Origin of the sequence: Romboutsia maritimum, from assembly GCF_002251085.2 — a bacterium.
GTDB classification, from domain to species: Bacteria; Bacillota; Clostridia; order Peptostreptococcales; family Peptostreptococcaceae; genus Romboutsia_B; species Romboutsia_B maritimum.
Genome location: NZ_NOJZ02000001.1, coordinates 279781 through 292897, shown reverse-complemented (window position 1 = coordinate 292897; position 13117 = coordinate 279781). Strand labels below are relative to the sequence as shown.

The 13117-nt window shown below is 27.8% G+C and carries 13 protein-coding genes; all 13 read left to right on the top strand.

What is annotated here, in order from left to right:
- Positions 1 to 148 precede the first annotated feature (148 nt).
- The 13 genes from CHF27_RS01430 to rlmN all read left to right on the top strand — a co-directional run bounded on the left by CHF27_RS01430 (position 149) and on the right by rlmN (position 13105).
- Positions 149 to 1174: a threonine aldolase family protein gene (locus tag CHF27_RS01430; protein ID WP_095404752.1), complete on the top strand. Its 1026-nt coding sequence runs from the start codon at positions 149 to 151 to the stop codon at positions 1172 to 1174.
- A 188-nt stretch (positions 1175 to 1362) separates the two neighbouring features.
- Positions 1363 to 2193, top strand: coding sequence for a diaminopimelate epimerase (gene dapF, locus CHF27_RS01425; protein ID WP_095404753.1), 831 nt, complete (start codon positions 1363 to 1365; stop codon positions 2191 to 2193).
- 1 nt (position 2194) lies between these two features.
- On the top strand, positions 2195 to 3076 hold the full coding sequence (locus tag CHF27_RS01420) for a YicC/YloC family endoribonuclease (protein WP_095404754.1): 882 nt from the start codon (positions 2195 to 2197) through the stop codon (positions 3074 to 3076).
- Between the two features lie 41 nt (positions 3077 to 3117).
- Positions 3118 to 3735, top strand: coding sequence for a guanylate kinase (gene gmk / locus CHF27_RS01415; protein ID WP_095404755.1), 618 nt, complete (start codon positions 3118 to 3120; stop codon positions 3733 to 3735).
- Position 3736: 1 nt separating this feature from the next.
- Positions 3737 to 4003, top strand: a complete 267-nt coding sequence (gene rpoZ / locus CHF27_RS01410; protein WP_095404756.1) for a DNA-directed RNA polymerase subunit omega — start codon at positions 3737 to 3739, stop codon at positions 4001 to 4003.
- A gap of 5 nt (positions 4004 to 4008) precedes the next feature.
- Positions 4009 to 5208: a bifunctional phosphopantothenoylcysteine decarboxylase/phosphopantothenate--cysteine ligase CoaBC gene (gene coaBC, locus CHF27_RS01405; protein ID WP_095404757.1), complete on the top strand. Its 1200-nt coding sequence runs from the start codon at positions 4009 to 4011 to the stop codon at positions 5206 to 5208.
- Between the two features lie 74 nt (positions 5209 to 5282).
- Positions 5283 to 7772, top strand: coding sequence for a primosomal protein N' (priA, locus tag CHF27_RS01400; RefSeq protein ID WP_095404758.1), 2490 nt, complete (start codon positions 5283 to 5285; stop codon positions 7770 to 7772).
- Between the two features lie 17 nt (positions 7773 to 7789).
- Positions 7790 to 8230, top strand: coding sequence for a peptide deformylase (def, locus tag CHF27_RS01395; RefSeq protein ID WP_095404759.1), 441 nt, complete (start codon positions 7790 to 7792; stop codon positions 8228 to 8230).
- 15 nt (positions 8231 to 8245) lie between these two features.
- Positions 8246 to 9175, top strand: a complete 930-nt coding sequence (fmt, locus tag CHF27_RS01390; protein WP_095404760.1) for a methionyl-tRNA formyltransferase — start codon at positions 8246 to 8248, stop codon at positions 9173 to 9175.
- Positions 9176 to 9184: 9 nt separating this feature from the next.
- Positions 9185 to 9925 carry a DUF116 domain-containing protein gene (locus tag CHF27_RS01385; protein WP_095404761.1) on the top strand — a complete coding sequence of 247 codons (741 nt, stop codon included), beginning with the start codon at positions 9185 to 9187 and terminating at the stop codon, positions 9923 to 9925.
- A 13-nt stretch (positions 9926 to 9938) separates the two neighbouring features.
- Positions 9939 to 10649, top strand: coding sequence for a zinc metallopeptidase (locus CHF27_RS01380; RefSeq protein ID WP_095404762.1), 711 nt, complete (start codon positions 9939 to 9941; stop codon positions 10647 to 10649).
- 91 nt (positions 10650 to 10740) lie between these two features.
- The gene (gene rsmB / locus CHF27_RS01375; protein ID WP_095404763.1) at positions 10741 to 12066 is read left to right on the top strand and encodes a 16S rRNA (cytosine(967)-C(5))-methyltransferase RsmB; all 1326 of its coding nucleotides are present in this window, start codon (positions 10741 to 10743) and stop codon (positions 12064 to 12066) included.
- Positions 12067 to 12073: 7 nt separating this feature from the next.
- Complete coding sequence (gene rlmN / locus CHF27_RS01370; protein WP_095404764.1) at positions 12074 to 13105, top strand: 23S rRNA (adenine(2503)-C(2))-methyltransferase RlmN; 1032 nt, start codon at positions 12074 to 12076, stop codon at positions 13103 to 13105.
- Positions 13106 to 13117: the final 12 nt, after the last annotated feature.

Sequence of the window (13117 nt, the reverse complement as noted above, 5' to 3'; positions counted from 1 at the left end):
TCAAAAATTTTATAAATAATTCTATATTATTTAGATTGAAATAAAAGTACAAAAATGATATATCTAATATATAGAAAAGAAATTAAGGTGAAGTAATGATAAGAAAAACGTTTTCTAAAAATATTTTAAAATAAGAAGGGGATATATTATGAAATTTATTGACTTAAGAAGTGACACGGTAACAATGCCAACTGAGAAAATGAGAAAAGCAATGGCACAAGCACCGGTGGGAGATTCTTCATTGAGAGATGACCCTACAGTAAATAAGCTTGAAGAATTAGCAGCTAAAAAGGTAGGTAAGGAAGCTGCTACATTTATACCAAGTGGAACTTTTGGAAATCAATTATCATTATTTACGCATACTAGAAGAGGGCATGAAGTAATTATTGGAAAAGATTATCATATAGTCGTTCATGAAGTAGGAGCATCATCAGTAATAGCGGGAGTTCAACTTAGAACCTTAGAAACTGATAATGGAACGATGGATCCATATCTTGTAGAAAAAGCAATAAGAAGAGATGATATACATGAACCTGAAACAGGACTTATATGTGTAGAAAATGCTAACTTAGAAGGAGCAGTAGTTAAGTTAGAAAATTTACAAGAGATAAAAAAAATAGCAGAAAAACATTCAATACCAGTGCATTTAGATGGGGCGAGAATATTTAATGCAGCACTAGCCTTAAATGTAGATGCAAGTGAAATAGCTGCATGTGCTGATAGTGTAATGTTTTGTTTATCAAAAGGACTAGCAGCTCCTATGGGCTCTATACTTGCAGGAAGTAAGGAATTTATTCAAAGAGCAAGAAAAAATCAAAAGCTTATGGGTGGAGGTATGAGACAGGTAGGAATAGTTGCAGCAGCAGGTATAATTGCTCTTGAAGAAATGACATTAAGATTACCTGAAGACCATAAAAATGCAAAATATCTAGCTAGTGAATTATCAAAAATAAAAAATATAGAAGTAAACCCAAAAACAAATGATATAAATATGGTATTTTTTAAACTGGATGATAACATAATCCATGAAGATATATTAGTAAAAAAATTCTATGATAAAAATATAAAAATTAACAAAAAAGAAAATGGAGAATATAGATTTGTAACACACATAGACGTTACAAGAGAAGACATAGATTATGTAATAAAAACAATAAAAGAAATAATCGAATAAAAAATCACATCTTTTAAAGGTAGCTGTTTCAAAATTTTATTTTGAGGCAGCTTTTTTAATATACATACCATATTTGCGAACATTTTCAAGTAAGATTAAAATAATAAAAAAAGAGATATCAATTCCTTTTAGGAGCGAAGTATTGTATAATAATAAGTTAGTGATTTAAATTTAAAAGGGGAGATTTTATGAAGTTTTGGAAACTACATGGAATAGGAAATGATTTTATCGCAATAGATGGAAGAATTCATAATATTGAAAATTCTAACTATGGTAAATTAGCCCAAAAAGTATGTCACAGAAGATTTTCAGTAGGAGCAGATGGATTGTTAGTTGTTAAAAGTTCTAATAATGCTGACATAGAGATGTTATACTATAATTCTGATGGTTCAAGAGCCTCTATGTGTGGAAATGGAATAAGATGTTTTGCAAAATTTGTTTATGACAATAATATAGTTAAAAAAGAAATGTTTGAAATTGATACATTAGATGGAATAAAGATAGTAGAAATTAACACTATATTTGAAAAAGCAAACTCTATAAAAGTTAATATGGGAAAAGGAAGTTTTTTCTCAAAGGATATTCCAATAGATACTGATAAAGAAATATTTATTAATGAAAGTATAACTATAATAGATAAAGAGTTAAAGATTAGCTCTATGCTAATGGGAGTGCCTCATACTGTGATATTAGTTGACAATTTAAATTTAAATCAAATATATAAATATGGAAAAGAAATAGAAAAAAATAAGATTTTTCTTAATGGAACAAATGTAAATTTTGTTAAAATAGAAGATAGAAGTAATATATCTGTTTATACCTGGGAAAGAGGATGTGGGTATACACTAGGGTGTGGTACGGGAATGACTGCATCAGCAATTATCTTAAATTATTTAAAAATGGTGGATAAAAGTGTAAATGTAACATCTCAAGGTGGAACAGTAAAAATAGATATAGAAGATTTTGTTTATATGACAGGACCAGCAGTAAAAATATGCGAAGGAATTTTGGAGGTATAATATGGCTATCAGTATGACAGGCTTTGGAAGAGGAGAATATAAAGACGATAACTATAATTTTTTAGTTGAGTGTAAAACTATAAATCATAAATATTGTGATATAAATGTGCGTCTTCCTAGAAAAATTTCATTTTTAGAAGATAAGGTAAGAAATTTAGTTAAGGATTATGCAAAAAGAGGAAGAGTAGACTTATATATTAAGCTTGACTTATTAGGTAGTGAAGATGTAAACTTAAAATTTGACGAAACATTAGCATCACAATATGTAGGAATATTAAAACAAATAAAAGATAAATTTGATTTAGTAGATGACATAAGTGTCATGAATATAGCTAAATTCCCAGAAATAATAAAAACAGAAGAAAAAGAAGAAGATGAAGATTTATTATGGTCTATGCTAAAACCTGCTTTAGAAGAAGCATTAATAAAATTAAAAGAAATGAGAATTGAAGAAGGAAAAAAATTAGCACAAGATACTTTAGAAAGATGCAATCTTCTTAAAAATTATATTGAAGAAATTGAGAAGTACTCATATAATGTTGTTATTGACTATAAAGAAAAATTAAATAGTAGAATAAGTGAAATGCTAGAAGATCCTAGTATTATTGATGAAAATAGATTGGCTCAAGAAGTAGCTATATATGCTGATAAAAGCAGTATAACAGAAGAGATAGTAAGATTTAGAAGTCATATAGATCAACTTAAAAAAACTATAGTAAAAGATGAATCAATAGGTAGAAAAATAGATTTTTTAATTCAAGAGATGAACAGAGAAACTAATACTATAGGATCAAAATCATCTGATTTAAATATAACTAATTTAGTTGTTGAAATAAAAAGCGAATTAGAAAAGATAAGAGAACAAATACAAAATATAGAGTAAAATAAATTAATACATATACAACGAGAAAGGAAGATATAATAATGGTTAAAAGAAAAGGACTATTACTAGTTGTATCTGGACCATCAGGAGCTGGAAAAGGTACAATATGTAAAGAGTTATTAAAAAATAATGACCAAATAAAACTTTCCGTATCAGCGACTACTAGAAAACCTAGAACAGGAGAAGTTGATGGGGTTAATTACTTCTTTATAACTAAAGAAAAGTTTGAAAATATGATAGCTGAAGGTGAATTCTTAGAATATGCTAAGATTTATGATAATATTTATGGAACACCAAAAGCTGCTATATTAGAATGCCTAGAAAAAGGTCAAGACGTTTTATTAGAAATAGAAATGCAAGGAGCAGCTCAGATAAAAGAAGTTTATCCACAAGGAGTATTTATATTTGTACTTCCACCATCACTACAAGAATTAAAAAACAGAATAGTTGGAAGAGGAACTGAAACTCAAGAGGAAATTGACAAGAGATTTAGTTGTGCATTTGAAGAAATAAAACAAATAGATAACTATGACTATTTTATAGTAAATGAAGATGTAGTAAAATCTGCAAAAGAAGTAGAAAGTATAATATCTTCTGAAAAAAATAAAGTCAATAGATATAAAACTAATATAATAGAAAATTTCAAGGAGGAGTTATAATATGATAAAACCATCTATAAACGACGTATTAAATAAAATAGACAACAGATACTACTTAGTAGGTACAGTTGCAAAGAGAGCTAGGGAAATAGTTGACGGATCTACTCCATATGTTGCAAATAAACAAAGAGAAAATAAGCCAGTTTGTATAGCTACTCAAGAGGTTTCTGAAGATAAAATAACTTATAGATTATTAACTCAAGAGGAAATAGATATTGAAGAAGCTAGACATCACCAAGAGCAAATACAAAATATAGAACAGGAGTAATTTCTATGTTAAATGGCAAAACTGTTGTAATTGGTGTAAGTGGTGGAATAGCTGTATATAAAGCATGTGATGTTGTTAGTAGATTAAAAAAACTAAGAGCAAATGTTCATGTTATAATGACTAAATCTGCTACAGAATTTGTTGCACCATTAACATTTCAATCTTTGAGTCAAAATTATGTGATTGATGATATGTTTGAAGAGCCTAAAACATGGGATGTAGAGCATATATCATTAGCAAAAAAAGCTGATTTATTTTTAGTTGCACCAGCTACTGCGAATATCATAGGTAAAATAGCAAATGGTATAGCAGATGATATGTTAACTACAACTATAATGGCTACTAAAGCTAAGGTTTTGATAGCGCCAGCTATGAACACAAATATGTATGAAAATGCAATAGTTCAAAAAAATATAAATACATTAAAAGAATTAGATTTTAATTTTGTTGAACCCGAAAGTGGAAGATTAGCTTGTGGCGACATGGGAAAAGGTAAGTTAGCATCTCCTGAAAAAATAGTTGATGAAGTTGTTGATTTACTTACTAAAAAACAAGATTTAAAGGGAAAGCATATAATAATTACAGCAGGTCCAACTGTTGAAAGTATAGACCCAGTTAGATATATAACTAATAGATCAACTGGTAAAATGGGATATGCAATAGCAAATAAAGCTATACAAAGAGGAGCAGAAGTAACTCTTATCTCTGGGCCTACAAATTTAATGCCTCCAAAAAAACTAAAAAAATTAGTTAAAATAGAATCAGCTCAAGATATGTATGAAGCAGTGATTGACAATTTAGATGAAAACCAAGTTATTATAAAAAGTGCAGCAGTAGCAGATTATAAACCAAAGAGTTACTGTGATAAAAAAATAAAAAAAAGCAATGATGATTTAATTATAAATTTAGATAGAAATAAAGATATTGCCTATGAAATTGGTAAAGTAAAAGGCGATAAAATACTAGTTGGTTTTGCTGCTGAAACAAATGATCTTATAGAAAATGCTAAAGGTAAAGTTAAAAAGAAAAATTTAGATTTTATAGTAGCTAATGATTTGACTCAAGAAGGTTCAGGCTTTGGAGTAGATACTAATATAGTCAAAATCATAGATAGAGAAGGGGATATTATCGAATATCCAAAAATGAAAAAAGAAGAAGTAGCTAACGTTATTTTAGATAAAGTTAAAGCTCTATTAGAAAAATAAGCATCTATTAAAATAGGTGCTTATTTTTCTAGCCAACTATACAGATGTAATTAAATCAAAATAGAGGTTATAATATGGAAAAATACGTAAAAGTGGTAGTGAGAAGTAATACTATATATACAGATAACTTGTTTACATACCAAATTCCAGCTCTTTTAATAGATAATTTAGAGATAGGGCATAGAGTTCTAGTTCCATTTGGAAGGGGTAATAAGCCTACAGAAGCATTTGTATTTGAAATTTCAGATAAATTAGAAGAAAAAATAAAAACAAAAGAAGTTGTTGATATATTGGATGAAAATCCGATTTTTAAAATAGAGGATTTAGAGTTAGTTTCTTGGATGAAAAACAGATATTTATGTACATATATTGATTGTATAAATTTAATATATCCAAAGGGATATAAATTAAATAATTATAAGGTAGTAAGCTTTAATGATGACTATGAAAATTTAAATCAGTTTCAATTACAGTTAATATTAAGTAATATTAGTAATGAAGAAAAAAAGATAATAGACGAAATTATAAATAATAAGGGTAAGATAAAAGTTGAAAAGTTAAAAAATATAAGCAATGTAAATAATATATTAGAACGACTTAAAAGAAAAGAAATAATTAAAATAAGCTGGGAATATAAAAATCATAAAAATGAAAAGAAGATTTGTTATATATCATTATCTATGGATGGTGAAGATGTAGATGACTATATATTAAATCATAAAATAAAAACAGGAAGTAAACAAAAAGAAATAATCAATTTTTTAAAGTATAACGATGAGGTTGAAATAAATGATTTATTGGAACTTTTAAATGCTTCTAGACAAAGCATAACGTCTCTTCATGAAAAAAAATTGATTAATTTAGAATTAAAAGATTATTATAGAAAACCAGAAAGTATATATACATCAGTATCTAAAAAAATTGAATTAAATAGTGAACAAAAAAATGCAATAGACAAAATTAAGTCTCAGATGTTTGATGAAGATAAAAAACCTTATATGATACATGGAGTAACTGGAAGTGGAAAAACTGAAGTGTATATGGAGATAATTGATTCTGCATTAAATCAAGGTTTAGATAGTATAGTTCTAGTCCCAGAAATATCTCTTACACCTCAGAGTATATCTAGATTTAAAAATAAATTTGGAGAAATAGTTGGTGTATTTCACAGTCAACTTTCTGAAGGTCAAAAACATGATGTGTATAAAGCTATAAAGAGCGGTAAAATAAGAATATTAATAGGTGCTAGATCGGCATTATTTGCACCGTTTAATAGCTTAGGTGTTATTATTATAGATGAGTTTCATGAAAGTGCATATAAATCTGAAAAAAATCCTAAATTTAATGCTATAGAGGTAGCTAAATTTTTATCTGTCAAGAAAAATATATCTTTGATTTTAGGTTCAGCAACTCCTTCTATTGAAGAATATTATAAGGCCAAACAAGGTGAATATAATTTAATAAAAATACAACAAAGAGCGAATAATAAACCTCTTCCTAAAATAAATGTTGTAGATATGAAGGAAGAATTAAATAAGGGAAACAAAAGTATATTTAGTATGAAGCTACAATTAGAAATACAAGAAGCAATAAAAAATGATAGTCAGATTATATTGTTTTTAAACAGAAGAGGCTATGCAAATTTTATATCATGTAGAAAGTGTGGCTATGTATTTCAATGTGAAAATTGTGATATCTCATTAACGTATCATAAAGGCGATAATATAGGACGTTGTCACTACTGTGGATATGAAAAGGAAATTCCAATTGAGTGCCCAGAGTGTAAAAGTAAGTATGTAAAGCCATTTGGAGTTGGAACACAAAGAATAGAAGAAGAATTAAAAACTATATTCAAGGACATTAAAATTTTAAGGATGGATAAAGATACAACATCTAAAAAAGGTTCATTAGAAGAAATATTAAATAAGTTTAAAAATAAAGAAGCAGATGTTTTAATAGGGACTCAAATGATAAGTAAGGGTTTGGATTTTGATAATGTAACCTTAGTTGGAATATTATCAGCCGATATGATTTTAAAATTTCCTGATTTTAAAAGTTCTGAAACTACATTTCAACTAATAACTCAAGTTTCAGGTAGAGCTGGAAGAAGTGATAAAGAAGGAAGCGTAATACTTCAAACTTACGATACAGACCATTATGCAATTAGAAGGGCTATAAACTACGATTATGAAGGATTTTATAATGATGAAATAAAGATAAGAAATGCATTTGGATATGCTCCTTTTAATAATATGATAAGTGTAGTTGTAAGTGGGAATAATGAACATTTAGTAAAGCAGAATGCTAAAAATATGTATGATTCAATAGTTTATTTGTTAAAAAGTAGAGGAATAGATAATTTTGAATTTATTTTAGGACCAAATCCGTGCACTATAGCAAAAATAAATCAAAATTATAGATGGCAAATATTATTTAAAGATGATAATATTGAAATTAATTTATTAAAGGGTATAATAAAATATATATGTATAACAAAAAGAGATGTTGTATTTAATAAAGATATTAATATATCAATAGATATTAACCCAAATAGTGTATTATAAGTTTAGGAGGAAAGATAATGGCATTAAGACAAATAGTTAAAATAGGAGAACCAGTTTTAAGAAAGAAATCTAAGAAGGTAGAAAAAATTGATGATAAAATAATTCAATTATTAGATGATATGGCAGATACAATGTATGCAGCCGATGGGGTAGGTCTTGCAGCACCTCAAGTTGGAATCTTAAAAAGAGTAGTAATAATAGATGTTGGAGATGGAATAATAGAACTTATAAATCCTGAAATAATAGCAACTTCTGGAGAACAAATAGACGATGAAGGATGCTTAAGCGTTGTAGGAGAGTCAGGTCCTGTAAGAAGACCATACGTTGTAAAAGTAAGAGCTTTCAATAGAAAAGGTCAGTTAATGGAAATAGAAGGTGAAGAACTTTTAGCTAGAGCATTCTGTCATGAAATAGATCATTTAGAAGGTATATTATTTGTTGACAAAATAGAAAAGTAATAGGAGCTGATTTAATTGAAAATAGTATTTATGGGAACTCCAGACATAGCAGTTGGATGTCTTAAAAAAATAATAGATGAAAAGCATGATATATTAGCAGTTGTAACTCAACCAGATAAGCCAGTTGGAAGAGGAAAAAAAATAGGTATGCCTCCTGTAAAGGAACTTGCCTTAAAATATGATATACCTGTATATCAACCATCAAAAGCTAGAGAAGAAAGTTTTGTTGAAGTAATTAAAGAATTAAAACCAGATGTTATAGTAGTAGTTGCATTTGGACAAATACTTCCAAAATCAATACTTGAAATACCTAAGTTAGGATGTATAAATGTACATGTATCTTTACTTCCTAAGTATAGAGGGGCAGCTCCAATAAATTGGGTAATAATAAATGGAGAAGAAAAAACAGGTGTAACAACTATGTATATGGATGAAGGGTTAGATACTGGAGATATGATATTAAAGACAGAATTTAATCTTGATGATGAAATTACAGCAGGAGAACTTCATGATGAAATGGTTGTTATGGGAGCTAATACTTTAAAAGATACGTTGGATTTAATTGAAAAAGGATGTGCACCTAGAATACCTCAAAATCATGATGAATTTACATATGCACCTATGATGAATAAATCATTAGGTAATATAGAGTGGAATAAAAGTGCTAAGGAAATACATAATTTAGTTAGAGGAGTAAATCCATGGCCAAGTGCATACACATCATACAATGATTTAACTATGAAAGTATGGAAGACTAAAGTATTAGGTGAAAATTGTGATAAACAACCAGGAACGATACTTAAAGTAGACAAAGAAGGAATAAGAGTGGCTACAAAAGACAATGTATTATTAATTGAAGAAATGCAAATGCCAGGCAAGAAAAGAGTACTAGTATCAGAATATATAAAAGGAAATAGTATAGAGGCTAATATAGTGTTAAGCTAGGTGAATAAAATGATAGATACAAAAAAATATTTAACTATTATAGGCATTATACTGATGATTCTTATTTTAGGAGTAGCTACTATAAATGTATTCATACTAAATTTAACAGATTTATTTGGAATGGTGATAAATACTATCATTTCATTAGTAGCCTTAATAATAATATTTTCAACTATAATTACTTATAATGTAATAAAGGATAGAAAAGTTAGTTCTAGATTAATGAGTATAAATTTAAAAATAGTAAGTATAATGTTTCCTATGATGATAGGAGTAGGAAATATTGTAGGAATATCTAAAAATGAAATAAGAAAAATTTTTATAAAGTTGAATAATAAATATATATATAGTAATAAGTATAATTTAAATCCACAAGACATATTAATTCTTATACCTCATTGTGTTCAAAAGAACAGTTGTAAGTTAAAAGTAACTTCAACTATAGAAACTTGCAAGCAATGTGGGTTATGTAATATAGGTGATTTGGTTAAATTAAAAGAAAAATCAAATATAAATATATTTGTTGCTACAGGGGGAACATTAGCTAGAAAAATTATTCTAGAAAATAAGCCTAAAGCTGTAATAGCTGTAGCCTGTGAAAGAGATTTAACCTCAGGAGTTCAAGACGTTAAAAATATACCTGTTTTAGGTGTATTCAATAAAAGACCTAATGGTCCTTGCGTAGACACAATTATAGACATCAAAGAGGTTGAAGAAGCAATAAACTTCTTTACATCGCAGAAAATATAGGAGAGTGATTTTTATGTACCCATATGGTTACGGATACGGTTATCCGTTTTTTGATCCTACTATGATCATATTAATTCCAGCTATAATATTTACTATGTATGCTCAATTTAAAGTAAGTTCTACAACTAGTAGGTTTTTAAGAGTCAACACATACAGAGGATATACGGGTGAAAGAACTGCAAGAGCTATATTAGATTCAAATGGATTATATAATGTAAGTATAGAAATGGTACGAGGTCATTTAAGTGATCATTATGATCCTAGAAGTAAAATACTTAGATTATCACAAGATGTTTATTATGGAACATCAATAACATCAGTAGCTGTAGCAGCTCATGAATGTGGTCATGCTATTCAACATGCTAAAGGATATGCACCTCTTAATTTGAGAAGTGGATTAGTACCAATAGTTAATTTTACTTCAAATGCATCGTGGTTTTTAATGGGAATAGGGTTGTTTTTACAAAGAGGTTTGTTTTTAAAAATAGGTATATTATTATTTTCGGCTTCTGTGTTATTCCAAATAATAACATTACCAGTTGAGTTTAATGCTTCTAGTAGAGCAATAGTACAACTTGAAAATTTAGGTATAGTTGAAGGAAAAGAATTAAGACAAAGCAGAAGTGTTCTTAATGCAGCAGCATTAACATATGTAGCAGCAGCATTAACGTCAGTACTTCAATTACTTAGATTATTAGCAATAGCTCAAAGAGATAACGATTAAAGGAGAGATTGTCCTAGTGTTTCTAGGACTTTTTCTGTTTAAAAAAGTATAAATATTAAGTGAAAATTTATTACAATTAAGGAGAACATATATGAAAGCAAGAGAAATTGCATTTAAAGTATTATGCGATATAGAGGAAAATAGCAATTATTCTAATATGGCTATAAATAAGCATTTTAAAAATTTAGACATGAATAATCAAGATAGGGGATTAGCTACAGAACTAATTTATGGAGTGGTTGAAAACAAGTATTACTTAGATTATATTATAGATAAACTTTCTAAAATAAAATCACAAAAATTATCAATTTGTGTTAAAATATTGCTAAGAATGGGGATTTATCAAATTGCTTTTTTAGATAGTATATCTGATTATGCTGCAGTTAATGAAACTGTTAGTCTAGCTAAGAAATATGATAATAGATCATCTGGATTTATAAATGCAATACTTAGAAATGTAATTAGAAAAAGAGAAGACATTCTAAATGTAGATATAGATGATAAAGTAATGTACTTATCTACAAAGTATTCATATAAACCTTGGTTAATAAAGAATTGGATTGTTAACTTTGGAGAAGAATTTACAGAAGATTTACTTGAAGCTAATAATGAAAGACCAAGTATATATATAAGAACTAATACATTAAAAATAAGTAGAGATGAACTTATAAATAAATTAAATGAAAATGATATAAAAGCATATAAGGTACCAAACATAGAAGAAGCTATAAGAGTAGAAAATCTAAAAAATATAGAAAATAATGATTTATTTAAGCAAGGACTATTTACAATACAAGATATAAGTTCTATGATAGTAGGGAAAGTAATGAATCCTACAGAAAAATCGTTAGTTTTAGACGTATGCAGTGCGCCTGGTGGAAAAACTACTCATATTGCTACACTTATGAATAATACAGGAACAGTAGTTTCTAGAGACATTTTTGACCATAAATTAAAGCTTATAAAATCTACAGTAGATAGGCTAGGTCTTACTAATGTTCAAATTGAAAAACAAGATGCATCATTAGAAGATGAAAATAGTGTAGATAAGTTTGATTATGTGTTAGCGGACGTACCGTGTTCTGGATTAGGAATAATAAGAAGAAAGCCTGAAATTAAGTTTAAAGAAAAAGCGGAACTTAAGGATTTACCAAATATACAGAGAACTATATTAGATAATGCAGCTAAATGTGTTAAAGTGGGCGGTATATTAATATATAGTACATGTACTATACAAGAAAATGAAAATATTAATGTAATTAATGAATTTTTACAAGAAAATGAAAATTTTGAATTAGTACCTATAAAAGAAGTAAATGTTGATTTAGATAATCAAGATAAGGGATATCTAAAAATATATCCTAATATTCATGGTATGGATGGTTTCTTTATATCAAAATTAAAAAGAGTAAGGTAGTGATAATATGAATCATAATAAAGTAGCATTAAAAAACTTTACAGAAGAAGAACTAAAAGAGTTTATGAAAACAATAGGAGAGAAACCTTTTAGGGGAAGTCAGATTTTTTCATGGATATATAAAGGGGCCAAAAGCTTTGATGATATGAATAATATACCGAAAAATTTAAGAAATAAATTAGAAGAAGTTTCTTACATTGGAAATATTGAAGTAGAGCTTAAATTAGAATCGAAGGTTGATGGTACTAAAAAGTATTTATTTTTACTTAATGACAAAAATATAATAGAAACTGTTATGATGGATTATGATAGTAGAGTAACTGTATGTGTATCCAATCAAGTTGGATGTAGAATGGGATGTAAATTTTGTGCATCTACAATAGATGGATTATTAAGAAATTTAGAACCATGGGAAATATTAGATCAAATTATGAAGATACAAGAAGATACAGGTAAGAGAGTTTCTAATATAGTTTTAATGGGAAGTGGAGAACCACTTGATAATTTTGAAAATACTAAAAAGTTTTTCGAAATTGTAAATGATAAAAATGGACTTAATATAGGATATAGACATATAACTTTGTCAACTTGCGGTATAGTACCAAAAATATATGAGTTTGCTGATTTAGAATTACCTATAAATTTAGCGCTATCATTACACTCTCCTTATGACGAAGCAAGAAAAGAAATAATGCCTGTTGCTAATGCATATACAATAGAAGAAATTTTAGATGCATGTAGGTATTATATTAAAAAGACAAATAGAAGGGTTACTTTTGAATATTCATTAATAAAAGATGTGAATGATTCTGAGAAGGAAGCAAATGCATTATCTAAGCTTTTAAAAGGAATGTTATGTCATGTTAACTTAATACCTATAAATAAAGTAGAAGAAAGAGAATTTGAAAAGCCAGATAAATCATTTATTTATAAATTTAGAGATAATCTAGAAAAAAATAAAATACCAGCTACAGTTAGAATATCTATGGGTTCTGATATTAGTGGGGCTTGTGGTCAATTAAGAAGAAAATACAAGTAGCTTTAAGGGGGA